Genomic DNA, 26,627 nt, shown 5'->3' with positions numbered 1-26,627 from the left:
AAATTAATTCCGTCGCTTACGCTTTTACGGGGTCATTCGCTAGGCGGAACGTAGCCTTCGGCCTTGGCGTAGTCCTCGCCGGAGAAGTACTTATCCATCTCCACCTGGAGGAATTTGCGGTCCTCGGCGTTCATCATGTTCAGGCGCTTCTCGTTGATCAGCAGGGTCTGGTGCTTGAGCCAATCACCCCAGGCTTGCTGGGAGATGTTGTCGAAGATGTCCTGGCCCTTGGCACCCGGGTACGGTGGGCGCTCGAGGCCGGGCAGTTCCTGGTGGTATTTGCGGCAGTTCACGGTGCGGGTCATTGCGGCTCTCCTGCAATCAATTCGTCGGCCGCGCGTTTCAGCAGCTTCTTGACCGGGGCGGCGAGGCCCAGGCGCGGCGGGGTGGCGAGGTTATACCAGAGCCAGTCAGGCTCGGCCACGTGCGTACCCAGTGGGTCGACGCGCACCAGCCAGGGCTCGATGGCCAACTGGAAATGGCTGAAGGTATGGGTAAGGCCGTCCAGCGCCTGTGTGCCGTTCAGGCGCAGGCCGTGCTGATAGGCGAGGTCATCGAGCTGCTTGAGGTCATCCAGCTCAGGCAGGCTCCACAAACCGCCCCACAGGCCGCTAGACGGGCGCCGGTAGAGCAGGATGGCGCCCTCGCGGTTGGCCAGCATCGGCATCAGCGTGCGCCGCTGTGGCAGCGCCTTGCGTGGCTTGGGCTCGGGGTAGTGGGTTTCCTGGCCGAGCAGGTGCGCTTCGCAGCCGCGCTGCAGCGGGCAGATCAGGCATTTGGGCTTGCTGCGGGTACACAGGGTTGCGCCAAGGTCCATCATCGCCTGGGTGTAGTGGTTGGCCCGGGCTTGTGGGGTGTAGCGCTCGGCTGTCGCCCACAAGGCGTTGGCAACCTTGGGTTCGCCCGGATAACCGCCCTGGGCGGTGAAACGGGCCAGCACGCGCTTGACGTTGCCGTCGAGAATCGGCGCGCGGATACCCATGCTGATGCTGGCGATCGCGCCGGCTGTGGAGCGGCCAATGCCGGGCAGCTCGGTGAGCTGCTCGACACTGCGCGGGAACTCGCTACCGTGTTGGCTGACGACGATCTGCGCGGCCTTCTGCAGGTTGCGGGCGCGGGTGTAGTAACCGAGCCCGGTCCACAGGTGCAGCACTTCGTCTTCCGGCGCTTCGGCCAGGGCCTGCACGGTGGGCAGGGCCTGCATGAAGCGGTCGAAGTAGTTCAGCACGGTGCTGACCTGGGTCTGCTGCAGCATGATTTCCGAGACCCATACCCGGTACGGGTTGATGTCTTGCTGCCAGGGCAGGTCGTGGCGGCCGTGCTGGTCATACCATGCCAGCACGGCGCCGGAGAATTGCTCGGGGCTCATCGTTTGAACAGCCCCTTGAGCGCGTCTTTGAGTTCCGGGCTGACCTTGTCGCCCAGCTTCTCATCGAGTTTCTCGTCGATCTTGTCCTTGAGGCGGTTGCCGGCCAGCTTGGCGGCGACCTTGCCCAGGCCGTCCTGATCCAGGCGGCAGGCTTTGGCACCCAGTTCCAGCGGGCCACGGCAGCGCAGTGGCAGCTCGACGCCGACAAAACGCTCGTTGACCTGGCAGGCAGGGTCCGGCATGGCGCGTTGGTCACCTTCGACCACCACGCCAACGCGGTAGTCCATACCGAGCACGCGCAGGTCCAGGTCGCCCTGGCCGTTGACGGTCAGGCCGGGAATGCGCGCTTTCAGGTCAGGGTTGCTGGCCACGCCGTTACGCACTACCAGGCTGCCGCGCAGCTCTTGGAATGGAGTGTCCTTGCCACGCGGGTCGCCGCTCAACTGTTTGCGGTTGAGGGTGGCGATGGCCTGGCACAGCTGCTGCTCAAGGTTGGCATTGACCAGCACACCATCGTTGATGGTGAAGTTGGCGTTGCCGTTGAGGGTGTCGATCAGCGCTTTCTGGCTGTTGCCGCTGGCGGTCAGGTCGCTGCTCAGGGTCAGCAGGCCTTTGACTGGCGGCGCCTGTTCCGGGTTGTCGGACTTGATGAAGTGCTCGACCGGGACCCGGTTGATCTTGGTGTTGATGCCGATCTGCGGCACGGCCGGGCGTACGTCGACGCTGCCCGTTGCTTCAAAGGTGCCGTTATACAACTCGCCGCGCAGGCTTTGCAGAGCAATCAAACCGCCCTGGCCGCTGGCCTTGAGTTGGGCATCGTTGATCGGCAGTTTGTCCAGAGTCAGTGCGCCAAAGCTCAGGTCGGCTTGCAGGTCGAGGGCCCGCAGACGGTCGACCGGCAGCAGTTTGTCGGTGCTCCAGGCAACCTGGGTCGGTGCGCTTGGCAGCGGCGAGCTGCCGGCACCGGCAACGGCGGTTGCTTCCTGCTGCTGGACCTCGGCCTGACGCGCCGCCTTGGCGCCCTTGGCCTGCTCGCTTTTGGCCGGGAAGTAGCGATCGGCGTCGAACTTGTCGCCTTTGAGCTGAATGCGCAGGGCTTGCTTGGCGAAGTCTTCAACCGCTACGCGGCCACTGAAGCTGCTGTCATCCAGTTTCACTGCCAGGCCTTCCAGAGCCAGGCTGGTCGGGCTGGCGCTGAGCCGGCTGACCAGTTCCAGTTTGCTGAAGGCGGCCGGGTCGGCAGTGGCTGGCAATGGCTGGCCAATGCTGTCGAGGAAGGTGCGCAGGTCGAACTGGGCGATGGAGATACCGCCGCCGACCAGCGGCGTCTTGTCCAGCTCGCGCACGTTCAGCTCACCCAGTGCACGCAACTGGTTGGCGGAAACCTTCAGGCCATTCCAGGACGCGACATTGGCAGCCATGTCGACCAGCAATTGGCCCTGAGCAGCAAAGGTCATGCTCTTGCCGGCAAACGGCTCGCCCGAGGCTTCGCCGGACAGGCGCATGTCTTCGAGGTTGTAGCGCTTGAGCTTGCGATCAAAGCGCAGTTCGCCGGCCAGCTCGCTGCGCACCTTGATGTTCGGTTGCGCGGCGCTGATGAAGGCGCTGGCCTTGAGCGGGATGTTCGCTCCTTCGTGGACCGCGCCGGTGCTCAGCTGGATGCTCTCGGCGGTCAGGCTCTGGCCAGTCTTGGCATCGGTGTACTGCACGCGGGCGTTGTTCACGGTCAGGCTGTCGATATCCAGCTTGACCGAGCGCTCGCTGGCGCTTTCTTCGCTGCCTTTTGGTTCGCTCGCCGCCGGCGCAGGCTGGCCAGGGGTGGTGCTGGCCTGGGTCGGCAGTGGTTTGCCGATGTCCTGCCAGTTGCCGTGGCCGTTTTCGTCACGCACCAGGCTCAGGTTGAGGCCCTCGACGCGTACGTCGCTCATCTGCACTTCACGGCGCAGCAATGGCAGCACGCGCACCGACAGGCCGAGCATCTGCAGGTCGGCAAACGGTTCGGTGGGTTTGTTCAGGGTGGCGATGCTGGCTTCATGCAGCTCCAGGCCCAGCCACGGGAACAGGCTCCAGCCAATGTCACCGTTGAGGGTCAGCTCGACATGAGCCTTGTCCCGTGCCAGCTGGCGAATCTCGTCTTTATAGTCGTTGGGATCGAAGAGGTGGGTCAGGGCAAAGCCCAGTGCCACGATGATCAGCAGCAACCCGAGAAGCCCCAGCCCCAGGATTTTGCCGAACGCTTTCATGGGCGAGTCCTTGTAGTCCGAAATGAAAATTCAAGCGCCAGAGTATAGCGCCGTGGCTGGTTAGCCTGAGTACCCGCCAGTAGATATAGGTTATTTCCTGCCTAAGTATCGGTTTCGCCGGGTTGCGCAGCCTGGTTCTACTCAGGCTTATCAGTTTCTGACCGCCAGCTACTCTACAGTTCAGCCGGCTTGCGCAGGTGGCAAAAAATAACGATGTCAGATTGCTTCCATTGAGCGTTTCAGCTGGTTAACCTTGCGCCGCTTTCGCCGCATTACGCGACCGATTGTCGCGGATGCCGTGAATGTCCGATCGCAGCGTGCGTGCAGCCAACCAGGCCGAAGAGCCGAAGGCAACGTCTACTTACAAGAGGAAACACCATGAGCAGCAGTACTGCGGGAGAAGCGGCGCGCGCGCCGGGCTTCCTGTCCAAGGAGCGCATCATCGCCCGGCCGGGCTTCAACCGTTGGCTGGTGCCCCCAGCAGCGCTGGCAATCCACCTGTGCATCGGCATGGCGTACGGTTTCTCGGTGTTCTGGCTGCCGTTGTCGCAAGCCATCGGCATCACCGCACCGGTTGCCTGTTCGGCGGACATGGGCTTCATCACGCGGATGTTCAGCGCCGAGTGTGACTGGCCGATCTCGATGCTGAGCTGGATCTACACGCTGTTCTTCGTCTTCCTCGGCTGTTCGGCTGCCGTGCTCGGCGGCTGGCTGGAACACGCCGGCCCACGCAAGGCTGGCCTGGTTTCGGCGCTGTGCTGGTGCGGTGGCCTGCTGATCTCGGCGATCGGCATCAAGACCCACCAGCTGTGGCTGATGTGGCTCGGCTCGGGGGTGATCGGTGGTATTGGTCTGGGACTGGGCTATATCTCGCCAGTGTCGACCCTGATCAAGTGGTTCCCGGACAAGCGCGGCATGGCTACCGGCATGGCGATCATGGGCTTTGGCGGCGGCGCGATGGTCGGCGCTCCCCTGGCCACTGCGCTGATGGGCCATTTCGGCAGCTCGGTTGAAGTCGGCGTGTGGCAGAGCTTTGTGGTCATGGCGGCGATCTACTTCGTGTTCATGACGGCTGGCGCTCTGACTTACCGCGTACCGCCAACCGGCTGGAAGCCTGAGGGCTGGACGCCGCCGGCGAAAAAAGCCAACGCGATGGTCACCGACCGTCACGTGCATGTCAGCGTTGCCTGGAAAACCCCACAGTTCGCGCTGGTCTGGCTGGTGCTGTGCCTGAACGTTTCGGCCGGTATCGGCATCCTCGGCATGGCCTCGCCACTGCTGCAGGAAGTGTTCGCCGGCAAGCTGATCGGCAACGAGTTGAGCTTCAGCGAGCTGAACAGCGCGCAACTGGCGCAGATCGCGGCAATCGCCGCCGGCTTCACCGGCCTGCTCAGCCTGTTCAACATTGGTGGGCGGTTCTTCTGGGCTTCGTTCTCCGACTACATTGGCCGCAAGAACACCTACTTTGCCTTCTTCGCCCTCGGCGTCGGCCTCTACAGCCTGGTGCCGAACATGGGCCATCTGGGCAACGTGGCGCTGTTCGTGGCGGCGTTCTGCATCATCCTGTCGATGTACGGTGGTGGTTTCGCGACGGTGCCGGCTTACCTGGCTGACCTGTTCGGTACGCAGATGGTCGGTGCGATCCATGGTCGCCTGCTGACCGCCTGGGCTGCTGCTGGCGTGCTCGGCCCGGTGCTGATCACCTATCTGCGCGAGTCGCAACTGGCGGCCGGGGTTGCCCGTGCGGCGGCCTACGACATGACCTTGTACATCCTCGCCGGTCTGCTGGTGCTGGGCTTTATCTGCAACGCCCTGGTGCGTCCGGTGGCCGACAAGTACTTCATGACCGATGCCGAGCTTGCGGCCGAGCGCGCGCTGAGCCACGACAAAGGCGTCGACAATGCTCGCTCGCTGGAATGGCACGCCGCGCCGGGCAGCCTTCCGCTGGTGCTGCTGGCCTGGGCCGTGGTGGTGATTCCGCTGGCGTGGGGTATCTGGATTACCCTGCAAAAGACTGCCGTACTGTTCCACTGACAACCGCGCTGGCTGGCTTGCATGCCAGCCAAACCGGGCCAAACGCGGGTAAATTCGCTGTCGCAGGGTGCTTATAGCCCTGGTGCCAGTGGGTTTACCCGCGTTTGCATTTGCCCCGGCGAGTTGCCATATGTCATCCGCGTTTCAAGCTGGCGCGTTCTAGGCCTATAATGTCGACCTTTTCGCCCAATGATTTTGCGGAGCTGGTGATGGTCGAACGTAAGGCTTCCGTCGAGCGCAATACCCTGGAAACCCAGGTGAAGGCCTCGATCAACCTCGATGGCAGTGGCAAGGCCCGATTCGATATCGGCGTGCCCTTCCTTGAACACATGCTCGACCAGATCGCCCGGCACGGGCTGATCGATCTGGACATCGAATGCAAGGGCGACCTGCATATCGATGATCACCACACCGTCGAAGACGTCGGCATCACCCTCGGCCAGGCGTTTGCCAAGGCCGTTGGCGACAAAAAAGGCATCTATCGTTACGGTCACGCCTATGTGCCGCTCGATGAAGCCTTGTCGCGTGTGGTCATCGACTTCTCCGGCCGCCCAGGCCTGTCGATGCACGTGCCTTACACCCGGGCTTCGGTCGGGGGCTTCGATGTCGACCTGTTCCAGGAGTTCTTCCAGGGCTTCGTCAACCATGCGCTGGTCACCCTGCACATCGACAACTTGCGCGGGCACAACACCCACCACCAGATCGAGACCGTGTTCAAAGCCTTCGGCCGTGCCCTGCGCATGGCGGTCGAGCAGGACGAGCGCATGGCCGGGCAAATGCCGTCGACCAAGGGATGCCTGTAAATGCAGACCGTAGCCGTAATCGACTATGGCATGGGCAACCTGCACTCGGTGGCCAAGGCGCTTGAGCATGTAGGCGCCGGCAAGGTGCTGGTCACCAGCGACGCTGCGGTGATCCGCGAGGCCGATCGCGTGGTGTTCCCTGGTGTAGGCGCGATTCGCGACTGCATGGCTGAGATTCGCCGGCTGGGCTTTGACAGCCTGGTCCGTGAAGTCAGCCAGGACCGGCCGTTTCTCGGCATCTGTGTCGGCATGCAAGCGCTGCTCGAGCACAGCGAAGAAAACGACGGCGTCGATTGCATCGGCTTGTTCCCCGGCCAGGTGCGCTTCTTCGGCAAGGACCTGCAAGAGCAGGGCGAGCACCTCAAGGTGCCGCACATGGGCTGGAACGAAGTCAGCCATGCCATCGAGCACCCGCTCTGGCATGACATCCCAGACCGTGCCCGCTTCTACTTCGTGCACAGCTACTACATCAATGCCGGCAAGCCTGGCCAGGTAGTCGGTCGCGGCCACTACGGCGTCGACTTCGCTGCTGCGCTGGCCGAAGGCTCGCGCTTTGCCGTGCAGTTCCACCCGGAGAAGAGCCATACCCATGGCCTGCAGTTGCTGCAGAACTTCGCTGCCTGGGATGGCCGCTGGTAAATGAGCAAGTCGCGGACCAAGCCACCGATCCTGACCCTCGCCCCCGAACAGGAGCGCGAGGCCCTGGACAAGCTCAAGCGCTTTCTTGAAGACCGCTTCGAGCTTGAACTGGGGTCGTTCGAGGTGGCCGAGGTCCTCGACCTGTTTTCCCGAGAAGTGGCTCCGTATTACTACAACAGGGCGATTGCCGATGTTCAGCTGCACCTCAAGGAGCGGTTCGAGAGCATCGAAAGCGACCTGTGGGCGCTCGAGAAGCCCTGAACCCCAACGATTAGACAGGTTGCCAAGATGCTGATTATTCCCGCTATCGATCTCAAGGACGGTGCTTGCGTGCGCCTGCGTCAGGGCCGCATGGAAGACTCCACGGTGTTCTCCGATGACCCGGTGAGCATGGCCGCCAAATGGGTCGAGGGTGGCTGCCGCCGCCTGCACCTGGTTGACCTCAACGGCGCCTTCGAAGGCCAGCCGGTCAACGGCGAAGTGGTTACTGCCATCGCCAAACGCTACCCACAACTGCCGATCCAGATCGGCGGCGGTATCCGCTCGCTGGAAACCATCGAGCACTACATCAAGGCCGGCGTCAGCTACGTGATCATCGGCACCAAGGCGGTCAAGCAGCCTGAGTTCGTCGCCGAAGCGTGCAAGGCGTTTCCGGGCAAGGTCATCGTTGGCCTGGACGCCAAGGACGGTTTCGTCGCCACCGACGGCTGGGCTGAGGTCAGCTCGGTGCAGGTGATCGACCTGGCCAAGCGTTTCGAGGCTGATGGCGTGTCGGCAATCGTCTACACCGACATCGCCAAGGACGGCATGATGCAGGGCTGCAATGTGCCCTTCACCAAAGCCCTGGCCGAAGCCACGCGCATCCCGGTGATCGCCTCGGGCGGCATCCACAACCTGGGTGACATTCGTGCCCTGCTCGACGCCAAGGCGCCGGGGATCGTCGGTGCCATTACTGGCCGGGCGATCTACGAAGGTACCCTGGACGTCGCCGAGGCCCAGGCCTTCTGCGACACCTACCAAGGCTGAGGAGCAACCCATGGCACTGGCCAAGCGCATCATCCCTTGCCTGGACGTGGACAACGGCCGGGTGGTCAAGGGCGTCAAGTTCGAGAACATCCGCGATGCCGGTGACCCGGTAGAAATCGCCCGTCGTTACGACGAGCAGGGCGCCGACGAGATCACCTTTCTCGACATCACCGCCAGCGTCGATGGCCGTGACACGACCTTGCATACCGTCGAGCGCATGGCCAGCCAGGTGTTCATCCCGCTGACCGTGGGCGGTGGCGTGCGCACCGTGCAGGATATTCGCAACCTGCTCAATGCTGGTGCCGACAAGGTCTCGATCAATACCGCGGCGGTGTTCAACCCCGAGTTCGTCGGCGAGGCTGCGCAGCGTTTTGGCTCGCAGTGCATCGTGGTCGCCATTGACGCGAAGAAGGTCTCTGGCCCGGGCGAAACCCCGCGCTGGGAGATTTTCACCCACGGCGGGCGCAAGCCGACCGGGCTCGATGCAGTCGAGTGGGCGAAGAAGATGGAAGGCCTGGGTGCCGGTGAGATTCTGCTGACCAGCATGGATCAGGACGGCATGAAAAACGGCTTTGATCTGGGTGTGACCCGGGCCATCAGCGATGCGCTGGGGATTCCGGTAATTGCCTCAGGTGGTGTGGGCAACCTGCAGCATCTGGCGGACGGCATTCTGGAAGGGCATGCCAGCGCGGTGCTGGCAGCGAGTATCTTCCACTTTGGCGAATACACCGTGCCCGAGGCCAAGGCTTACATGGCCGCGCGCGGTATCGTCGTTCGCTGAGCCATTGTATTGGGGCCGCTTTGCGGCCCTTCGCGGGTAAACCCGCTCCCACAGGTTCACGGCGGCGCTGCAAAACCTGTGGGAGCGGGTTTACCCACGAAGGGCTGCGAAGCAGCCCCAATAGCAGTCAACCGTGATTTTTGCCGAGCAACGCGTGATACAGCTCGGTATCCCCAAGAATCCCGACCACCTTGTCGTTATCCTGCAGCACCAGCTTGTTGCCGGTCTGATAGCGAATCTGCAGCGCTTCGCGCATGCCGATATCGGCGTGCACCACGGTCGGGCGACGGTCGAGCAACGCCACATCCTGCCCCGGCGCCCAGTTCTGCATGTCCATGCCGTTCTGGCCCTGGCGTGCGCGGGTCAACGAGTTGCCTTCGCCCAGGTCGAGCCACGAGTCGCCACTCGGGTCCAGACACACTGAGCCATTGACGCGCTTGCACTTGTCCAGGGTGCGCATCAGGCTGCGTCCGCACAGCACGTTGAGTGGGTTGGTGTGGGCAACGAAGGTGCGCACGTATTCATCGGCTGGGTTCAGCACGATTTCTTCGGGCTTGCTGTACTGGATGATCCGGCCGTCTTTCATGATCGCGATGCGGCTGCCCAGCTTGAGCGCCTCGTCGAGGTCGTGGCTGACGAACACGATGGTCTTGTTCAGCTTGCTCTGCAGCGCCAGCAGCTCGTCCTGCAGGCCTTGGCGGATCAGCGGGTCGAGGGCCGAGAACGGTTCGTCCATCAGCAGAATGTCGGCATCCATGGCCAGGGCGCGGGCCAGGCCGACACGCTGTTGCATACCGCCGGAGAGCTCATCAGGTTTTTTGTTGCGCCACTGGGTCAGGCCAACCAGCTCGAGCTTCTCGTCCACCAGCTTGCGCCGGTCCTTCTCGGGCCTGCCTTGCATCTCTAGGCCAAAACTGATGTTTTCCCGCACCGTCAGCCACGGCATCAGGGCGAACTTCTGGAACACCATGGCGATGCGCTTGGTGCGCATCATCTTCAGTTCGGCCGGGGTGCAGTGGGCGATGTCGATGTGCTTGCCTTCGTGCTCGACAAACAGCTTGCCGCGGCTGACCGTGTTAAGGCCGTTGATGCAGCGCAGCAGGCTCGACTTGCCCGAACCGGATAAGCCCATCAGCACGCAGATTTCGCCTTTCTGGATGTCCAGGTTGGCCTTTTCGACGCCGACCACCAGGCCGGTCTGCTTGAGGATCTGCTCGCGAGTCTGGCCCTGGTCGAGCAGCGACAGCGCCTCGCGCGGCTTGTTGGTGAAGATGACGTCGACGTCTTCGAATCGAATGATGCTCATGCCTCACTCCTTGCCGTAGCTTCAGGTTGCTTGCAGATACGGTCGAGCATGATTGCCAGCAGCACGATCGCCAGGCCTGCTTCGAAGCCCAGGGAGATATCAGCGGTGTTCAGTGCGTTGACCACAGGTTTGCCCAGGCCGTCAGCGCCGACTAGGGCGGCGATCACCACCATCGACAGCGACAGCATGATGCATTGGGTGACGCCAGCGGCAATGCTCGGCATTGCGTGTGGCAGTTCGATGCGCGTCAGCAGTTGCCGGCGCGAGCAGCCAAAGGCCTTGCCGGCATCGAGCAGCTCTTGCGGTACGTCGCAGATGCCCAGGTAGGTCAGGCGAATCGGCGCGGCAATCGCAAACACCACGGTAGAGATCAGCCCCGGCACTACGCCCAGGCCGAACAGGGTCAGGGTTGGGATCAGGTAGACGAAGGTGGGTACCGTCTGCATCAGGTCGAGTACCGGGCGCAGGCCGGTGTAGAACATCGGTTTGTGCGCGGCAAGAATGCCCACCGGCACGCCGATGGCAACGCATACCACCGTGGCGAAGGTGACCTGGGCGAGGGTCTCCATGGTTTCCTGCCAGTAGCCCAGGTTGAGAATCAGCAGAAACGACAGTGCGACAAAGGCCGTCAGCGACCATTTGCGCTGGATCAAGTGCGCCAGGGCGGCAAACAGTGCGATCAGCACCAGTGGGTTGAACCAGGTCAGGGCGCTGGTCACCCCGTGAATCATGAACTCCAGGCCTTGAGCGATGGCATCGAAATAATCTGCGCCGTTCTGAGTCAGCCATTCGACGAACGACGCGATGTACTGCCCCAGAGGTATTTTCTGATCAATAAGCATGATAGCGAGCTTCCACCTGCATAGATTGGAATCAGTCCGGGGCAGGCACGGTCCTGCCCCGAGAGAGTGCCGGTTGTGTGTTGGTTATTGCGCCAACTTGGCCTTGGCTGCCTCCAGCCCTGGTTTGCCATCTACGGTGGTGACTCCGGCGAGCCAGGTATCGAGCACTTGTGGGTTGTTTTTCAGCCACGCCTTGGCCGCGGCATCAGGCTTCATCTTGTCGTCGAGCACATTGCCCATCAGCTCGCTTTCCATGTTGAGCGAGAACGACAGGTTCTTCAGCAACTGGCCAACGTTGCTGCACTCCTGGGTGTAGCCCTTGCGGGTGTTGGTCAGCACGGTGGCCTTGCCAAAATCAGGGCCGAAGAAGTCGTCGCCGCCGGTCAGGTACTGCATCTTGAAGCGCTTGTTCATTGGGTGCGGTTCCCAGCCGAGGAACACCACCGCTTCACCGCGCTTCTGCGAGCGATCGACCTGCGACAGCATGCCTGCTTCACTGGACTGGACGATCTTGAAACCGGCCGTCTTGAGGCCGAAGGCATCCTTGTCGATCATGCTCTGGATGGTGCGGTTGCCATCGTTGCCAGGCTCTATGCCGTAGATCTTGCCGCCCAGTTCGTCTTTGAATTTGGCAATGTCGGCGAAGTCTTTCAGGCCCTTGTCATACAGCGCCTGTGGCACTGCCAGGGTGTACTTGGCGTTTTCCAGGTTGGCGCGTACGGTCTCGACGGTACCGGCGTCGCGGTACTGTTTGATGTCGTTTTCCATGGTCGGCATCCAGTTGCCGAGGAATACATCCAGATCCTTGCCTGCGGCCAGCGACTTGTAGGTCACCGGGACCGAGATCATGGTGGTGTGGGTCTTGTAACCCAGCGCTTCGAGCACCGCACTGGTAACCGCCGTGGTTACCGTGATATCGGTCCAGCCGACATCGGAAAAACGTACCGTCTGACACTGTTCCGGCTCTGCAGCCTGAGCCAGCAACGGTGCCGTGAGCATCGCAACCAGCAACAGCGAGGGTGAACCTTTCATAGGTGGACTCCTGTAGTTTTTTCTTCGGGTTCGCGTGGGTCGCCGGGGCTTCTCAGGGTCCGGTCGACCAGGCCTGCAGAGGGCAGGTTGCGTGGCCGTGCAATACGAGTCGCTTTCGATAATCCTCCAGCGCCGGGCAATCGCCTACTGCCTGAGTCGCATCCAGTACAGGATGGGTCGTATCCAGTACGGGCAATGTCGCATATGGATTTTTCCACCCCCTGCACCCCCTCTTTGCGGCATTTGCCCAGCCGAAAACGGCTTGAACAGTGGCGTAGCAGCGCCAGTACATCGCGGCGCGGCCTGACAAAAGTACGTCGGTTGCAGACGGCGAGTGGCGGCGCAAAAGGCTGATGATGCGGGTAATAGCGGCAGCTCGCAGGTTCAGCCTAGCAGTTGCCAGACGCGCCACATGGCGCGGCCAGACAAGCCCAGCAAGAGGTGATCCGACCATGGCCATCAGCGTGTTCGACCTGTTCAAGATTGGTGTAGGGCCTTCCAGCTCGCACACTGTCGGCCCAATGCGCGCCGCAGCGCTGTTCGTCGAGGGTTTGCGTGAGCGCGGCGAGCTTGAACAAGTGACGCGTATCGAGGTGCGCCTGTATGGCTCGCTGTCGGCCACCGGCATCGGCCATGGCACCGATCACGCCACCATCATGGGCCTGATGGGCGAATGGCCAGACGCTATCGACCCAAGCCAGATCGTCCCGCGTATTGCCGATCTGCGCGAAACCAATACCCTGTTGCTGGACAACCGCCTGCCGGTCGAATTTGTCTGGGCGCGCGACATGCTGCTGCTCGACGAGAACCTGCCGTACCACCCCAACGCCATGACCTTGAAGGCCGAGGGCGCGCACGGCGAGCTGCACCAGGACACTTATTACTCGGTTGGCGGCGGCTTTGTGGTCGACGCCAAGCAGGCCGCCAGCGGTGTGCTCGATGCAGATCAGACCGAGCTGCCGTACGATTTCAACAGCGCTGCCGAGTTGCTCCGGCTGTGCAAGCAAAACGACCTCAGCGTGTCGCAATTGATGCTGGCCAACGAGAAGGTCTGGCGCAGCGAGGCAGAGATTCGCGCCGGCCTTATCAAGCTCTGGAGCGCCATGCAGGACTGCGTCAACAACGGCTTGAAGCATGAAGGGATCCTGCCTGGTGGGCTCAATGTGCGTCGCCGGGCAGCCAAGCTGCACCGCAGCCTGCAAGAGCTGGGCAAGCCCAACGTGATCGGCTCGACCCTCAGTGCAATGGAGTGGGTCAACCTGTTCGCCCTGGCGGTCAACGAAGAAAACGCCGCCGGCGGGCGCATGGTCACCGCGCCTACCAATGGCGCTGCCGGGATCATCCCGGCGGTGCTGCATTACTTCATGCGCTTCTCCGACGTGGTCGATGAAAGCCACGTGGTTGATTTCCTCCTGGCTGCAGCTGCGGTAGGCATTCTGTGCAAGAAGAACGCCTCGATCTCGGGCGCCGAAGTGGGCTGCCAGGGTGAAGTTGGCTCCGCCTGCGCGATGGCCGCCGCCGGCCTGGCTCAAGTGCTTGGGGCAACTCCGGCGCAACTGGAAAACGCCGCCGAAATTGCTCTGGAGCACAACCTCGGTCTGACCTGCGACCCGGTCGGCGGGTTGGTTCAGGTGCCGTGCATCGAGCGCAATGCAATTGCCGCAGTGAAGGCAATCAACGCAGTGCAGATGGCCTTGCGCGGTGATGGCGAGCACTTCATCTCGCTCGATCAGGTAATCCGCACCATGCGCGATACCGGCGCCGACATGCACGACAAGTACAAGGAGACCTCCCGCGGAGGTCTTGCCGTCAGCGTCATCGAATGCTGATTCAGCGTTGATCCCCAAGGGCCGCATGCGGCCCTTTTTTGCAGCCGAATGCGCACCTCGCACAACTCGAATTTGCCATTAATGACCACTGCGCCTCTTTTTGGTGCGCCGGTCATCTGTATTTTCAAACAAGTTGTTTAACAGGCTGATACTGGAGCGGTGACAAGGTTACATGTCGTTTAGAGACATGTTTCCCAGCACTGCTACTTAAATGCTCACGGGCGATAACGAAAAGCCCTACGGCGGGGCTTGCGGCTAGAACTGTCGCGGTAGCAGAAGCCCATGGACGCTGGTGCGCAAGGTCGTTTTTGGACTTTGTTGGCGGGCCATTCAATTTAGGCATGCCAATTGCGTTGTAATCGGTAGTTGCTATCAACAGAGCCCCCGCAGACGAACTGGGGCCATGACAAGAACCAGTGCCCGCCTGAGGCACCCCTGTATTCGAGTGAGGAGAAATCGCGATGACGTCGTACACTTCCGGGACCCAAACCCAGAACCGCAGCGCACCCCAGTCCATCGGATTTCTTCTTCTGGACAACTTCACCCTGATATCTCTGGCGTCGGCGGTAGAGCCGCTGCGCATGGCCAACCAACTGTCGGGTCGCGAGCTGTATCGCTGGCATACCCTGACCGTCGATGGCGGCCAGGTGTGGGCCAGCGACGGCCTGCAGATCACCCCGGATGCCTCCATGCACGCCGCGCCGCAGATCGATACGGTGATTGTCTGCGGCGGTGTCGGCATTCAGCGCACGGTTACCCGCGAGCACGTCACCTGGCTGCAGGCGCAAGCGCGTCAGTCGCGTCGCCTCGGTGCGGTGTGCACCGGCAGCTGGGCCCTGGCTTGTGCCGGCCTGCTCGACGGCTTTGATTGCAGCGTGCACTGGGAGTGCCTGGCGTCGATGCAGGAGGCGTTCCCGCGGGCCAACATGAGCACCCGCCTGTTCACCCTCGACCGCAACCGCTTCACCAGCTCCGGTGGCACCGCGCCGCTGGACATGATGCTGCACCTGATCAGCCGTGATCACGGCCGTGAACTGTCGGCAGCCATCTCCGAGATGTTTGTCTACGAGCGCATCCGCAACGAACAGGACCACCAGCGCGTGCCGCTCAAGCACATGCTCGGCACCAACCAGCCGAAGCTGCAAGAGATCGTCGCGCTGATGGAAGCCAACCTCGAAGAACCGATCGATCTCGACGAGCTGGCAGTCTATGTCGCCGTCTCGCGTCGTCAGCTCGAGCGCCTGTTCCAGAAGTACCTGCATTGCTCGCCGTCGCGTTACTACCTCAAGCTGCGCCTGATCCGCGCCCGCCAGTTGCTCAAGCAGACGCCGATGTCGATCATCGAAGTGGCTTCGGTGTGCGGTTTCGTTTCCACGCCGCATTTCTCCAAGTGCTACCGCGAGTACTTCGGCATTCCGCCGCGCGATGAGCGTGTCGGCTCCAACACCACCCAGCAGGTGGCAATGATGCCAATTCCGCAGGCCATGACCCTGTCGCCGCACAGTGGGCCGTTGGCTGCACTGAGCCAGGCGCGCAACGAGTCGACGTTTGCCAGCGTAAGGCTGTAACTCTCAGCAGGCCTTCGCGGATTTGCCGCGAAGGCGGGGCTAGGTAGCGTGAATCGGTTGATAATGATTCTCGACTACAGGTAACATCGCCGCCCCGAGCATTGCTGGCATACCACCCCGTGGCGGACGACAAACTGCAGCTGTACCTGAGCCACCGGGCGGCGTTGCTTGATTACGCCGCGCCGATCGTGGGTTGCCGCGCCCGCGCCGAGGATGTTGTGCAGGAAGCCTGGTTGCGTTTCAGCCGCCAGGACGACAGCGCCGATATCCGTCACCCAGCCAGCTACCTGTACCGCATCGTGCGTAACCTGGCGCTCGATCAAACCCGCCGCAATGCCACCGAAAAGGCCCAGCCCGGCGGCGATGAGCTGCTCGCCGATTTACCCTCGAGTAGCGCCTCCCCGGAGCAATCCGTCAGCCAGCAGAATGAGCTGGCAGCCATCAGCCGCGCGCTGGAAGAGCTGCCCGAGCGCACGCGTCTGGCGTTCGAGATGCATCGCCTCGGCGGCTTCACCTTGCAGCAGGTGGCCAACCACCTGAACGTCTCGGTCAGCCTCGTCCATCAACTGGTGCACGATGCCCTGCGCCATTGTCTGGAGCGGCTGGAGGGCGATCTTTGAATGCATCTGTGAAAAAACCACGCGCTGCCGCGTCTTTTGCTCAACGGGCCGACTCTATGCGACCCTTCGCGCCCGCTAATCCACAGGAGACTGGCCGCACATGACGTCAGCAGACCCCGCTTCCAGCCGTCGTGACCAGGCGCTGGACTGGCTCCTGCGTGTGCAGCAGGCGCCCGACGACATTCAGCTGCGGGCTGAGCTTGCGCAGTGGTGCGCCAGCGATGTGGCCAATGCCGAGGCCTATGGCAAGGCCGAGCGGGTCTGGCGCCTGACCGCTCAACTGGCGCCGACCAGCGCCGCCCAGTGGCCGCTGCCGGTAACCAGCAATCCCGTTTCGCTGCCGCCAGCGGCTCGGCCAACGCGGCGCCGGCGGCGCTGGCTCGGCGCGGCTGTAGCTGCCTGCTTGCTGGTGGCGCTGGCGCCTGCGCTCAGCTTGCGCATGCAGGCCGACTACCGCACCGGCCAGGGCGAAACCCGCGACATTACCCTGGCCGATGGCAGTGTGGTGCAGATGGACAGCGACAGCGCCATCGCCGTCCAGTACGCCGGCACTCAACGCGATGTGCGTCTGCTCGCCGGGCAGGCCTTCTTCAAAGTCACCCCGGACGCTACCAGGCCGTTTCATGTCCGCGCCGACGCTGTGCAGGTGACGGTTACCGGCACTGCTTTCAATGTTGAGCTGCGCCCGCAGCAGGTGGACGTCGAGGTCGAGCACGGCTCGGTGCGCGTCGCTGATGCCAGCCAGGCGCGGGTGTTGTCCAGCGCGCTGACGGCGGGGGAGCGCCTGCGCTATATCGACGGGTTGGTCCAGGTCCGCACTTTCCAGCCGTCGCAGGCGGCAGCCTGGCGCAAGGGCCAGTTGATTGCCGATGACGTCTCGATAGCCGAGCTGATCGGCGAGCTTGAGCGTTACCTGCCAGGCAAGGTGCTGTTACGCGATCAGAGCTTGGGCAGCAAACGCGTGACCGGCGTGTATGACCTGCGCAAACCCCAGGCGGCGCTGAACGCCGTGTTGCGGCCACATGGTGGCAAGGTCGAAAATTTTGGCCCCTGGTTGCTTGTCGTCAGCCGGCCTTGAGGCCTGGTCGGGGCTGAGCGAAAGCCCTGAAGCCATTCCCAGAAAAAATATTTCAAAATTTTCTGAAAAATCCCCGAACCACCCCGTCTTCTACCCCGCGCGCAATAACTGAGATCGATTCGTATTCTATTTGCTACCCGGACTGTGTTCGGGGCGGGGACGTGGGATGACTGTAGTAACAAGCCGTAGGTCGCGCCCAGCGCGGGGTTGGTCGTTGCGCCTGAAGAACGCCGCAGGCGGCGGCATGCTTGGGTTGTGCTGCTTGTTTGGCGCGCTGCCAGCGCATGCCGAAGAGGCCGCCGAGCGCACGCTGTTGAGCCAGGTGCACATGTTCGACATCCCCGCGCAGAATCTCGCTATCGCGCTGATCAACTTCGGCCAGCAGAGCAACCTGCAGGTGACGGTCGACCCGGACCTGCTCGACGGCCTGCAGTCGAGTGCCATCAGCGGCCAGTTCAGCAGCGAAATCGCCCTGTCGCGCTTGCTCCAGGGCAGCGGCCTGGCCTGGGACTACGAGTACGGCGCGCTGGTCTTTCGTCGCCTGCAAAGCGCCGCCGACGGCGCGCTGGAGCTGCATAACACGGTGGTTTTGGGCGATACCGAAGAAAACAGCTACATGGGCGCCACGGTCATCGACCGCAAGGCGATCAAAGCCTTCCCCGGGGCCAACGGCGACATCACCACGCTGCTGCAGATGCACCCCAACGTGCAGTTCAGCACCGACCAGAAAAGCTCGAACACGCCCGGCGAGATCGACCCGGCCGACATCAGCATCAACGGCGCCAGGTTCTATCAGAACAACTTCATGATCGATGGCATCTCGATCAACAATGACCTCGACCCCGGTGCCCACGGTTACAACGAAACCCGCCAGTTCGACTCGGCGCCGAGCCGCTCCCACGGCATCGCGCTGGACGCCGACCTGCTTGAAGAAGTGAAGGTCTACGACAGCAACGTGCCGGTCGAGTTTGGCGGCTTCAATGGCGGTGTGGTCGATGCCATCACCCGCCGCCCGAGCCAGGATCTGCACGGCAAGATTTCCTACGCCATGACCCGTTCGGAGTGGACCAGCTACCACATCACCCGGGAAAACAAAGAGAACTTCGAGACCTCGTCGAACGAGAAAAACCAGCCGGAGTTCACCAAGACGACATTGCGCGGCACCCTCGAGGGCCACCTCACCGACAACTTCGGCGCGTTGCTGCACTTCTCGCAGAAGCGCTCGTACCTGCCCCTGCGCGGCTACGCCAACGGCTACAGCAGCCCCACCAGCGACAACGACCAGGAGCAGACCCGCCAGCTCGACAATTTCCTGCTCAACACCTACTGGACGGTCAACGACCGCCTGACCCTGGACACCTCGATCGTCTACGCGCCACAGGAAAACACCTACTACCGGGAAGACTACCGGGACTCCGGCTACACCAATATCAATGGCGGCTGGCAGGGCTCGTTCAAGGCCATCTATGAGGGCGACAACGCGCGCTGGACTCAGCAACTGGCCATGAGCGATCTGTATGCGTCGCGCGAGTCTGATCGCGATCAGGAGATCAAGTGGTACTGGTCCGATAGCAAGGACTGGGGTAACCCGGGCCTGAACAATGCGCGCAGCTCGGAGGGTGGTTTTGGTGATATCTACCAGACCCAGCGCAGCCTCGACTACAAGCTCAAGGCCGACTGGCAGACCTTCAACCTGGGCAGCAGTACCCACAGCCTGACCACAGGCCTTGAACTTGGCTACCAGCAAGCCACTTGGGAGCGGGAAGACTCGGCGTTGTCTATCACCACCCTCAAACGCGACAACGGTGCCTGCGGCGGCAGCGACCCATGGTGCTCCAACGGGTTGCTGCTTACTGGTCAGAATCGTCAATGGGGCTCGGCGATGATGAACTACGGTGCCGGCAAAATCGACATGGCGCAGAAGAAGTACGCTTTGTTCATTCAGGATGAAATCGGCTACGGCAACCTCACCCTGCGCCCGGGCCTGCGCTATGAGGGTGATGACTACATGGAGAAGAAAAGCCTGGCGCCGCGTTTTGCCGGCGACTACGACTTCTTCGGTGATCGCAGCACAGTGCTGGTGTTCGGCGCCAACCGTTACTACGGTCGCAACCTGTTCAAGTACCGACTTGCCGATGGGCGCCAGGGTTTTACCAATCGTTATACCCGCACTGCCCAGTCTGACGACTGGACCCTGGCCAGCCGCAACCCGAACCTGAGCAAGTTCTCGACGATGGACATCCCCTACGACGATGAGTGGATGCTGGGTCTAAATCAACGCTGGTTCAACACCGAGTTCCAGCTCAAGTACGTCAACCGCACCGGCAAGGGGCAGATCTACCGGACTCGTCCGTATTACTACCTCGACGCCAAGGACATCCCCGAGGGCTACAGCAAGGATTACTACACCTACCTCAATGCGGGCAGCAGCAAGAGTGAAAACCTCAGCCTGACGGTCACGCCGATGCAGCCGCTGCGTTTCCATGGCACCAGCACCAGTGTGCAATTGGCACTGGACTGGTCGCGTTCCAAAAATGCTTATGGCGCCACCTACGAAGCAGGCCTGGACGGCGACCAGCTGGACAACGAAGACGTGGTGCTCGACGGCAAGCGCATCGCTTACCACGAACTACCGGCCAGTGACTTCAATCGGCCGTGGACCGGGCGCCTGACCACCATCACCGACATCCCTCAGTGGAACCTGTCGGTAAGCAACTTCTTCCGCTACCGCGGCCCGTACGACCAGGTAGTCGGGGTCAGCCCGGATGCCGAGGTCAACGGTGAGGTGCTCAAGCGTTACGAAACCGTAGCTACCCCCGGCGCGCCAACCTGGGACATGCGTGTGGCCTGGGAGATCCCGACCGGCAAGGACCAGGCGATGTTCGTCAATGTCGACGTGACCAACGTCACTGACCGGGTCAACAAGATCGCCAGCCGCGAGTCGGTCAGCCTGGTCAGCTACGAAGTCGGCCGCCAGTACTGGCTGGAAGTCGGCTACCGCTTCTGATCCTCCTATAAAAAACCGTGGACACCTTGATGAAAAAGCTCATTGCCGGCCTGCTTGGCCCGCTGCTGCTCGGCGCCTGCGCAGCGCTGCCTGACGCCGATACACCGCTGCCGTGGGACACGGCAGTCAGCCAGGGTACCCTGGCCAACGGCCTGCAATACCGGCTGGTGCGCGAGACCAGCCAGCCCGGCCGGCTCGATTTGCGCCTGGCGGTGAACGCCGGCTCCATCGACGAAGCTGAAGACCAGGTTGGCGTCGCGCACATGGTCGAGCACTTGCTGTTCCACAGCCGCGCCGGGCAGAACAGCAACGTGCGCGAGCGCATGACCGAGCTGGGCTGGGTGCAGGGCAGGCACTTCAATGCCATGACCAACTATGAACGCACCCAGTACATGCTCAGCCCGCCGGCTGGCGTGAAGCAGACTCCGCAGGCCTTGCAGGTACTTGCAGACATGGTTTTTGCGGCTGACTACACGGCGGCGGACCTTGAGCGCGAGCGGCCGATCGTCATCGAAGAATGGCGCGGCGGCCTTGGCGTGGCCCAGCGCATGAACCAGCAGCGCACGGCGTCGCAGCGGGTCGGCTCGCGCTACCCCGAACACCGCACCATCGGCAATGAAGCGGCGATCCGCAGTGCCAGCCTGGGCAGCCTGCAGGCGTACCAGGCGAAGTGGTACCAGCCTGGCAACATGGTCATCTCGGCGGTCGGTGACTTTGAACCGGCGGCGATGTTGGCGCAGATCGAGCAGGCCTTCGGCAAGGCCGCTGGCACTGGCAGCCCGGCGCGGGCCTATCGCGACCTGCCGCTGGACAACAGCCTCAAGGTCTTCCACCTGCACGACCCGCAGTCGGGCAGCAATCAAGTCTCGCTGCTGCTGCGCCTGCATGAGCCGGACAGCCGCGGCAGCAGCCGCAATGCCTTGCGTGAGCGGCTGATCGACCGCATGACCCTGGCCGTCCTGCTCGACAGCCTGCGCCGCCAACCGCTGCAACCGGGCGTGCGTAGCCTGATTGCGCAGAAGACCCTGATTGGCAGGCAGTCGACCGTGCTGGGGATCGCCGCCAGTGTCGAGGGCCAGGCCCACGATCAGGCGCTACGCCAGTTGCTCAGCGAGATCGAGCGGCTGCGCCAGCATGGGTTCAGCGAGGCCGATTTCCAACGCGAGCAGGCGCATATTCGCGGCCTCGGTGAGAAGACGGTGGCCAATACCAAACCGCGCAGCTTCGAACAGTGGGTCGAGCAACTGAGCAACGCTACTGCCCCTGAAGGGCGGGTGACCGATCGTCAGGCCACCGCCGGGCGTTATCTCGAAGTGCTTGAGCAGATCGATCGCAGCGACCTTGAGCAGCGCCTGCAGCGCTGGCTCGCCAGCCGTGACCGGGTGCTGCAGATCAGCGCGCCAGAGGCCAGCCTGGTGCGCCTGCCGACGGTCGCGCAAGTCGAAGCGCTGCAGGCAAGCATTGCCCAGACACGCCTGTCGGCACCCGTCAGCGAAGCGCCCAAGGTCGCTGCAACGCCTCGCTTCGAGCTGCCTGCACCCGGCCCGGCCGGCACCATCGTTGCGCGCAAGGCTTTTGCTCAAGAGCAGGTCGAGCACTGGCAGTTGAGCAACGGTGATCGGCTGGTCTGGCTGCGCCGCAACGGCCCGGACGGCAAGTGGTTGCTGCAAGCGGAATCATCGGCGGGCTACAACATCGACGGTGCGCCGGCCTGGCGCTTGCAGATGGCGGCGCAACTGGCGCTGGCCAGTGCCCCGCAGGCAGGCGCAAGCCAGGCGTTGACCGAGTGGCGCAAACAGCAGCGCGCCACCATCAGCCTGGAGCACTCACCGCAGCGCCTGCAGATGAACCTCAGCGCAGCGCCCGAGCAGCTGCCAAGCCTGTTTCAGAGCTATCGCCTGAGCCAGCAGGCGAACATCGACCCGGCGCTGTTCAGCGAGGCACGCGCGGATCTGCTGGCTCGCAGCAACAGCCGCCCGGATGATGTGCGCAGCCAGCAGGACAGCCAGCAGCGTCGGCTCAAGTTCGGCGCCGATGTGTGGCAGTCGCCAACGCCTGCCACGCTGCAAGCGTTGACCAGCGAGCAACTGCGTGCTGATTGGCAGCGCTTGGCGGGTGCGCCTGTCACCTACTACCTGATGGCCGACATTGACCCTGCCCAACTGCAGCCGCTGGTGCGCGAGCAGCTCGCCAGCGTGCCGCGCACGTCCGTCTTGCCGAGCAAGCCGGTTATGCAGCAACCCGGCCAGCGTCGGCATGACCTGGCCATCGCGCTGGAGCCCAGGGCCGTGCTCGAGGCCAGCAGTTATCAGCCGCAGGCCTGGAGCCCTGAAGCGGCCATGCGCGTGGCCACCCTGCGCGATCTGGCCAACCAGCGTCTCAAGCAGCGCCTGCGCGGGGAAGCCTCGGGGATCTACCGCTTGCAGTTCGACAGCGAACTCAACCCACAGACCCAGCGCATCGAGAGCCGCTTGAACTTCACCTGCGACCCGGCCCGGGTCGATGAGCTGTGGGCGCTGGCGCAGCAGACCCTGGCCGAACTGGATGTGGATGCACAGTGGGTCGCCGTGCAACGAAGCGAACTGTCCCGCCAGGAAGCCAAGCGCCGCGACGACCCGCAGACTCAGTTCAAGCGCTTGATCCTCAGCGAACGTCACTGGCAAGACCCACGCTACCTGCGCAGCCAGGCGCAGTTGCCGGCAGCGCTAAGCTTGCCGGCCCTGCAGCAGCAGGCGCGGCTGTTGTTCCCGCAGGATAATCAGGTGCAATTGCGCTTGCTGCCGTCGGTGACTGCGCTGGAGCAGGCGCTGTGAATACGCTGCGCAGATTCGTTCGTCTGAGCCGGCCCTTTTGGCATGATCGCGGCCAGTGGCAAGGCTGGTTGATGCTGGCGGCAGTGATCGGCCTGGGCTTGCTGGTGGTGCAGATCAATGTGCTGATCAACAGCTGGAGCAAGACTTTCTACGACACCCTGGCGGCGTTCGATACCGCTGCCTTGTATGGGCTGGTGGGCCAGTACGCGCTGTACCTGGGCGCTTACGTACTGATCATCGTCGGCCTCGATTACATCCGCAAACGTCTTGAACTGCGCTGGCGCCAGGCCATGACTGCGCGCCTGACCGATGCCTGGCTGGCTGATCACGCTTTCTATCGGCTGGGCCTGAGCGGCGAGCCGGACAACCCTGACCAACGTATCGCCCAGGACGTCGACCTGATGGTGGGGCTGAGCATCGAATTGGTGGCGTCACTGGTGATCAACCTGGCCCAGGTTGGCGCCTTTGCGCTGATCCTGTGGAACCTGTCCGGGGTGCAGACCTTCAGCCTGTTCGGCGCAACCGTTACCGTGCACGGCTATCTGCTGTGGATCGTGGTCATCTATACCCTGACCGGCAGTGTCCTTACGCACCTGATCGGTAAGCCGCTGCACGCGCTGAACTACGAACGCGAGCACCATGAGGCGGACTTTCGCGCGAGCCTGCTGCGCAAGCGCGACCATGCCGAGCAGATCGCCCTGTACCGCGGCGAAGGGGTCGAGCGCGAGCAACTGGCCCGGCGTTTTCAGGCGATTGCGAGCAACTGGCGGCAGTTGATCGGCCGTGAGCGCGACCTGAGCTTGTTTACCGTCGCCTACCAGCGCTTGAGCCTGATCATTCCGGTGTTTGCGGCCATGCCGGCGTTCATGAGCAAAGCCATCACCCTGGGTGGCTTGATGCAGATCCGCAGCGCGTTCAGCGCCGTGCACGATTCGTTGAGCTGGTTCATCAAGCTGTACAACAAGCTGGTGCGCTGGAGCGCGGCACTGGAGCGGCTGGATCAGTTCGAGCGGGCCATCGAAGCCAGCCGGCAGCAGGTAGTCAGCGCGCCGCAGGGCAGTTGCCTGTGCGCGCAAGGGCTGACCCTGTGCCGCCCAGATGGCAGTGCGCTGCTGAGTAATCTCGATCTGCGGGTGGGCCAGGGCCAGTGGCTGCGCCTGGCCGGCCGCAGCGGACTGGGCAAGTCGACCCTGCTGCGCACCCTGCAAGGCTTGTGGCCGTACTGCCGGGGTAATTGGCAGTTGCCGCCCGGGCGCAGCCTGCTGCTGCCGCAAAAGCCGTATCTGCCGCAGATGCGCCTGGATGAACTGCTGGCGTATCCGCAGTTGCAGCGCTTCGACGATGTGCTGTTGATCGACGCACTGGTCAAGGTCGGTTTGAGCGAGCTGGTCAGCCGCCTGGGTGACGAAGCAGAGTGGGAGCGGGTGCTCAGTGGCGGTGAACAACAGCGCCTGAGCCTGGCGCGGGCGTTGCTGTACCAACCCGACACGCTGTACCTGGACGAAGCCACCAGCCAGCTCGACTTCAACGCCGCCTATGGCCTGTTGCGCATGCTCCGTCGCGAGTTGCCGCAGAGTACCGTGGTAGGGGTGACCCACCAGGTCGGCCTCGGCGAATTGTTCGAGCGCACGCTGGAGCTGGAGCCCCAGCCCCAGCCCGCATGAGCCGAATCAGGCGCGCTTGTTGAACTGCGCCAACGCCGGCAGCAGCTGTTTTTCGATGGCCTGGCGCACTGCCGGGAGGATTGTCGCGCTGCCGGTGTACATCTGCTCGACCATGCCCTTGAGTGCACGTGCGTTGGGTTCGGTCAGCCCGCGCACGACCACTTCGCAGGCTTGCTCGGCGCTGGCGCCGGCGGGAATATCAAAGCCGCGAGCGCGCATTTGCCCCAGCAGGTCGTCCTGATCAATCAAATCCGCATGCATCATGATTGTTGTCCCTTCTTATCGCCAAGAGAGTGCTGCTGTGATTTACGACCGATTCTGTGACGACCGCGACATGCCCGCAACAACAGAATGCCGAGGTGGCTGCTTTGGCTATGAACAGGTCGCTCATGGCTAACTCGATCAACCAATGGGCCCGCACACTGGGGTCATTCACCGCAACGTGGGGTTTGGTCACCCTGACTCGTCACAGTGAATATCGCTCACTCTCCCGCCCCGGCAGCTCACGGCTTGTCGGGGTTTTTTTTGCCCGGTAGCTGCAAGGTACGACCGATCCATGTGTCTGCTGGCAATGGCGCTTGAGCCGCAACCATGGCCTGCAGTTGCGACCGGCTGTAGTCGCTGAACGGCGCCGCACTGGGCCCGGCCAGGTCCACGTGCAACAGCATCTGCTCGCTGGCCGCCAGTGCTTGTTCGAGGTCTGCCCGGTGCAGGCTGTGGTAAAGGTGCAGGCGTTTGCTGTCAAAGCCGAGGATGTGGGTTTGCACCCACACCTCGCTGCCCAGTTTGACCTCGTGCAGGTAGTTGATATGCGCCTCGAGGGTAAACAGCGAATGGCCGCTGTGCCCACGTGCGTCGGCGTCCAGGCCGATCTGCTCCATCAGCGCATCGGTGGCGTAGCTGAAGATCAACAGGTAATAGGCATCGCGCAGGTGGCCGTTGTAGTCGACCCAGTCCGCCTGGACTGGGGTGCGGTAGGTAATCTGTGCAGGCATCGTCTGCTCCTCAGTCCGCAAAGCTCATGCCGTGCTGGGCTTTGCTGGTTTTCACCGCTTCCAGCACGGCCAGCAGGGTGTCGTCACGGTAGCGTTCAAGGGCCGCGATACTGCGCTCGCCGAGTTGCTCCGAGGTGCCGGCAACCACGTCTTCGATCAACTGTTCGCTGAGCTCCGGCGCGGGTAGGTAGGTCCAGGGCAGCTTCAGCGCCGGGCCGAACTGGGCCATGAAGTGGCGCATGCCAGCGTCGCCACCCGCCAGGGTGTAGGTGAGGAAGGTGCCCATGAACGACCAGCGCAGGCCGGCGCCAAAGCGGATCGCATCGTCGATCTCGCCGGTGGTGGCGACGCCGTCGTTGACCAGGTGCAAGGCCTCGCGCCAGAGCGCTTCAAGCAAGCGGTCGGCGATAAAACCGGGGACTTCCTTGCGCACGTGCAGCGGGCGCATGCCGAGCGCGGTGTAGATGACCTTGGCGGCTTCGATGGCTGCGGCAGCGGTGTTGCGGCCGCCAACGATTTCGACCAGCGGCAGCAGATAGACCGGGTTGAACGGGTGGCCGACCACGCAGCGTTCCGGGTGGCTGGCCGACTCGTAGAATTCACTCGGCAGCAGCCCTGAGGTGCTCGAGGCGATGATTGCAGCGGGCTTGGCGGCAGCGCTGATGCGCGCATGCAGATCGAGCTTGAGCTCCAGTCGCTCGGGTGCGCTTTCCTGGATGAAGTCGGCGTTGCGCACGCAGTCTTCGATGCTGTCGACAAAGCGCAGCCGCTGTTGCGCGGCACCTGCGGCAAGGCCTTGCTTCTCAAGCGCGGGCCAGGCATTGGCAACCCGTTGGCGCAGGGCTTGTTCGGCACCGGGGGCTGGGTCCCAGGCGATTACATCAAGGCCGTGGGCGAGGGCGCGGGCGACCCAGCCGCTGCCGATGACGCCACTGCCAAGCGCGGCAAAAATCTTGATATCGGTAATGAAAGGCATGT

Annotated in this window: 22 protein-coding genes; 13 read left to right on the top strand and 9 right to left on the bottom strand. The window is 62.8% G+C overall.

All coding sequences use genetic code 11. The annotated features are described in order from the left end of the window. Nucleotides 1–32: 32 nt before the first annotated feature. The 3 genes from AC58X1_RS17530 to AC58X1_RS17520 are packed head-to-tail and all read right to left on the bottom strand — an operon-like array spanning nucleotide 33 to nucleotide 3,612. Nucleotides 33–305, bottom strand: a complete 273-nt coding sequence (locus AC58X1_RS17530) for an oxidative damage protection protein (protein WP_101322505.1) — start codon at nucleotides 303–305, stop codon at nucleotides 33–35. Next, entirely contained in the window at nucleotides 302–1,369 is a 1,068-nt protein-coding gene (gene mutY, locus AC58X1_RS17525; protein WP_497429221.1) for an A/G-specific adenine glycosylase, read from the bottom strand. Before mutY ends, AC58X1_RS17530 begins: the two co-directional genes overlap by 4 nt. Beyond that, nucleotides 1,366–3,612, bottom strand: a complete 2,247-nt coding sequence (locus AC58X1_RS17520; protein WP_497429220.1) for an AsmA family protein — start codon at nucleotides 3,610–3,612, stop codon at nucleotides 1,366–1,368. The genes mutY and AC58X1_RS17520 overlap by 4 nt, the downstream gene beginning before the upstream one ends. 378 nt (nucleotides 3,613–3,990) lie before the next feature. Between AC58X1_RS17520 and AC58X1_RS17515 the strand changes: the two genes are divergently transcribed. From AC58X1_RS17515 to hisF, 6 genes are all read left to right on the top strand, one after another. Continuing rightward, the gene (locus AC58X1_RS17515; protein ID WP_497429219.1) at nucleotides 3,991–5,646 is read left to right on the top strand and encodes an OFA family MFS transporter; all 1,656 of its coding nucleotides are present in this window, start codon (nucleotides 3,991–3,993) and stop codon (nucleotides 5,644–5,646) included. Nucleotides 5,647–5,855: 209 nt separating this feature from the next. Beyond that, the gene (hisB, locus tag AC58X1_RS17510; RefSeq protein ID WP_101323128.1) at nucleotides 5,856–6,449 is read left to right on the top strand and encodes an imidazoleglycerol-phosphate dehydratase HisB; all 594 of its coding nucleotides are present in this window, start codon (nucleotides 5,856–5,858) and stop codon (nucleotides 6,447–6,449) included. Then, a complete protein-coding gene (gene hisH, locus AC58X1_RS17505; RefSeq protein WP_101322501.1) occupies nucleotides 6,450–7,088 on the top strand; it encodes an imidazole glycerol phosphate synthase subunit HisH in 639 nt (212 codons plus the stop codon). Further along, nucleotides 7,089–7,349: a DUF2164 domain-containing protein gene (locus tag AC58X1_RS17500; RefSeq protein ID WP_101322500.1), complete on the top strand. Its 261-nt coding sequence runs from the start codon at nucleotides 7,089–7,091 to the stop codon at nucleotides 7,347–7,349. A 27-nt stretch (nucleotides 7,350–7,376) separates the two neighbouring features. Next, a complete protein-coding gene (gene hisA, locus AC58X1_RS17495; RefSeq protein WP_101322499.1) occupies nucleotides 7,377–8,114 on the top strand; it encodes a 1-(5-phosphoribosyl)-5-[(5-phosphoribosylamino)methylideneamino]imidazole-4-carboxamide isomerase in 738 nt (245 codons plus the stop codon). 10 nt (nucleotides 8,115–8,124) lie between these two features. After that, nucleotides 8,125–8,895: an imidazole glycerol phosphate synthase subunit HisF gene (gene hisF, locus AC58X1_RS17490; protein WP_101322498.1), complete on the top strand. Its 771-nt coding sequence runs from the start codon at nucleotides 8,125–8,127 to the stop codon at nucleotides 8,893–8,895. Nucleotides 8,896–9,022: 127 nt separating this feature from the next. Here the strand turns inward: hisF and choV are convergent, their stop codons facing one another. The 3 genes from choV to AC58X1_RS17475 all read right to left on the bottom strand — a co-directional run bounded on the left by choV (nucleotide 9,023) and on the right by AC58X1_RS17475 (nucleotide 12,075). Beyond that, nucleotides 9,023–10,201 carry a choline ABC transporter ATP-binding protein gene (gene choV, locus AC58X1_RS17485; protein WP_101322497.1) on the bottom strand — a complete coding sequence of 393 codons (1,179 nt, stop codon included), beginning with the start codon at nucleotides 10,199–10,201 and terminating at the stop codon, nucleotides 9,023–9,025. After that, nucleotides 10,198–11,046: a choline ABC transporter permease subunit gene (gene choW / locus AC58X1_RS17480; protein WP_178080849.1), complete on the bottom strand. Its 849-nt coding sequence runs from the start codon at nucleotides 11,044–11,046 to the stop codon at nucleotides 10,198–10,200. The genes choV and choW overlap by 4 nt, the downstream gene beginning before the upstream one ends. 81 nt (nucleotides 11,047–11,127) lie before the next feature. Next, complete coding sequence (locus AC58X1_RS17475; protein ID WP_101322495.1) at nucleotides 11,128–12,075, bottom strand: choline ABC transporter substrate-binding protein; 948 nt, start codon at nucleotides 12,073–12,075, stop codon at nucleotides 11,128–11,130. A 452-nt stretch (nucleotides 12,076–12,527) separates the two neighbouring features. On the opposite strand from AC58X1_RS17475, the gene AC58X1_RS17470 reads away from it, so the two are divergent. From AC58X1_RS17470 to AC58X1_RS17440, 7 genes are all read left to right on the top strand, one after another. Continuing rightward, entirely contained in the window at nucleotides 12,528–13,904 is a 1,377-nt protein-coding gene (locus tag AC58X1_RS17470) for an L-serine ammonia-lyase (RefSeq protein WP_101322494.1), read from the top strand. A 461-nt stretch (nucleotides 13,905–14,365) separates the two neighbouring features. Next, nucleotides 14,366–15,472, top strand: coding sequence for a choline metabolism transcriptional regulator GbdR (gbdR, locus tag AC58X1_RS17465; protein WP_101322493.1), 1,107 nt, complete (start codon nucleotides 14,366–14,368; stop codon nucleotides 15,470–15,472). A gap of 119 nt (nucleotides 15,473–15,591) precedes the next feature. Beyond that, complete coding sequence (locus tag AC58X1_RS17460; RefSeq protein ID WP_101323127.1) at nucleotides 15,592–16,092, top strand: sigma-70 family RNA polymerase sigma factor; 501 nt, start codon at nucleotides 15,592–15,594, stop codon at nucleotides 16,090–16,092. Between the two features lie 100 nt (nucleotides 16,093–16,192). Continuing rightward, nucleotides 16,193–17,170 (top strand): FecR family protein, encoded by a 978-nt coding sequence (locus AC58X1_RS17455; protein ID WP_497429218.1) that lies wholly within the window; start codon nucleotides 16,193–16,195, stop codon nucleotides 17,168–17,170. Nucleotides 17,171–17,336: 166 nt separating this feature from the next. Then, nucleotides 17,337–20,177: a TonB-dependent receptor plug domain-containing protein gene (locus AC58X1_RS17450; protein WP_497429217.1), complete on the top strand. Its 2,841-nt coding sequence runs from the start codon at nucleotides 17,337–17,339 to the stop codon at nucleotides 20,175–20,177. 29 nt (nucleotides 20,178–20,206) lie between these two features. Beyond that, entirely contained in the window at nucleotides 20,207–22,990 is a 2,784-nt protein-coding gene (locus AC58X1_RS17445; RefSeq protein ID WP_497429216.1) for a M16 family metallopeptidase, read from the top strand. Continuing rightward, entirely contained in the window at nucleotides 22,987–24,654 is a 1,668-nt protein-coding gene (locus AC58X1_RS17440; RefSeq protein WP_497429215.1) for an ABC transporter ATP-binding protein/permease, read from the top strand. Before AC58X1_RS17445 ends, AC58X1_RS17440 begins: the two co-directional genes overlap by 4 nt. A gap of 6 nt (nucleotides 24,655–24,660) precedes the next feature. Here AC58X1_RS17440 and AC58X1_RS17435 read toward each other — a convergent pair whose 3' ends face one another. From AC58X1_RS17435 to AC58X1_RS17425, 3 genes are all read right to left on the bottom strand, one after another. Further along, on the bottom strand, nucleotides 24,661–24,918 hold the full coding sequence (locus AC58X1_RS17435) for a hypothetical protein (protein ID WP_101322488.1): 258 nt from the start codon (nucleotides 24,916–24,918) through the stop codon (nucleotides 24,661–24,663). A 239-nt stretch (nucleotides 24,919–25,157) separates the two neighbouring features. Beyond that, nucleotides 25,158–25,649, bottom strand: coding sequence for a thioesterase family protein (locus AC58X1_RS17430; protein WP_101322487.1), 492 nt, complete (start codon nucleotides 25,647–25,649; stop codon nucleotides 25,158–25,160). Between the two features lie 10 nt (nucleotides 25,650–25,659). Beyond that, nucleotides 25,660–26,625 carry an L-carnitine dehydrogenase gene (locus tag AC58X1_RS17425; protein ID WP_497429214.1) on the bottom strand — a complete coding sequence of 322 codons (966 nt, stop codon included), beginning with the start codon at nucleotides 26,623–26,625 and terminating at the stop codon, nucleotides 25,660–25,662. Nucleotides 26,626–26,627 lie beyond the last annotated feature (2 nt).

The sequence above is a fragment of the Pseudomonas sp. PGPR N4 genome, from assembly GCF_059693665.1.
The sequence above is the reverse complement of the archived record's forward strand: the minus strand, read 5'-3'. Positions and strand labels throughout refer to the sequence as shown.

Bases quoted from the DNA above. Each gene is read 5' to 3' on its own strand.
- AC58X1_RS17530 (WP_101322505.1), bottom strand. From the start codon at position 305: ATGACCCGCACCGTGAACTGCCGCAAATACCACCAGGAACTGCCCGGC.
- mutY (WP_497429221.1), bottom strand. From the start codon at position 1,369: ATGAGCCCCGAGCAATTCTCCGGCGCCGTGCTGGCATGGTATGACCAG.
- AC58X1_RS17520 (WP_497429220.1), bottom strand. From the start codon at position 3,612: ATGAAAGCGTTCGGCAAAATCCTGGGGCTGGGGCTTCTCGGGTTGCTG.
- AC58X1_RS17515 (WP_497429219.1), top strand. From the start codon at position 3,991: ATGAGCAGCAGTACTGCGGGAGAAGCGGCGCGCGCGCCGGGCTTCCTG.
- hisB (WP_101323128.1), top strand. From the start codon at position 5,856: ATGGTCGAACGTAAGGCTTCCGTCGAGCGCAATACCCTGGAAACCCAG.
- hisH (WP_101322501.1), top strand. From the start codon at position 6,450: ATGCAGACCGTAGCCGTAATCGACTATGGCATGGGCAACCTGCACTCG.
- AC58X1_RS17500 (WP_101322500.1), top strand. From the start codon at position 7,089: ATGAGCAAGTCGCGGACCAAGCCACCGATCCTGACCCTCGCCCCCGAA.
- hisA (WP_101322499.1), top strand. From the start codon at position 7,377: ATGCTGATTATTCCCGCTATCGATCTCAAGGACGGTGCTTGCGTGCGC.
- hisF (WP_101322498.1), top strand. From the start codon at position 8,125: ATGGCACTGGCCAAGCGCATCATCCCTTGCCTGGACGTGGACAACGGC.
- choV (WP_101322497.1), bottom strand. From the start codon at position 10,201: ATGAGCATCATTCGATTCGAAGACGTCGACGTCATCTTCACCAACAAG.
- AC58X1_RS17475 (WP_101322495.1), bottom strand. From the start codon at position 12,075: ATGAAAGGTTCACCCTCGCTGTTGCTGGTTGCGATGCTCACGGCACCG.
- AC58X1_RS17470 (WP_101322494.1), top strand. From the start codon at position 12,528: ATGGCCATCAGCGTGTTCGACCTGTTCAAGATTGGTGTAGGGCCTTCC.
- gbdR (WP_101322493.1), top strand. From the start codon at position 14,366: ATGACGTCGTACACTTCCGGGACCCAAACCCAGAACCGCAGCGCACCC.
- AC58X1_RS17455 (WP_497429218.1), top strand. From the start codon at position 16,193: ATGACGTCAGCAGACCCCGCTTCCAGCCGTCGTGACCAGGCGCTGGAC.
- AC58X1_RS17450 (WP_497429217.1), top strand. From the start codon at position 17,337: ATGACTGTAGTAACAAGCCGTAGGTCGCGCCCAGCGCGGGGTTGGTCG.
- AC58X1_RS17445 (WP_497429216.1), top strand. From the start codon at position 20,207: ATGAAAAAGCTCATTGCCGGCCTGCTTGGCCCGCTGCTGCTCGGCGCC.
- AC58X1_RS17435 (WP_101322488.1), bottom strand. From the start codon at position 24,918: ATGATGCATGCGGATTTGATTGATCAGGACGACCTGCTGGGGCAAATG.
- AC58X1_RS17430 (WP_101322487.1), bottom strand. From the start codon at position 25,649: ATGCCTGCACAGATTACCTACCGCACCCCAGTCCAGGCGGACTGGGTC.
- AC58X1_RS17425 (WP_497429214.1), bottom strand. From the start codon at position 26,625: ATGCCTTTCATTACCGATATCAAGATTTTTGCCGCGCTTGGCAGTGGC.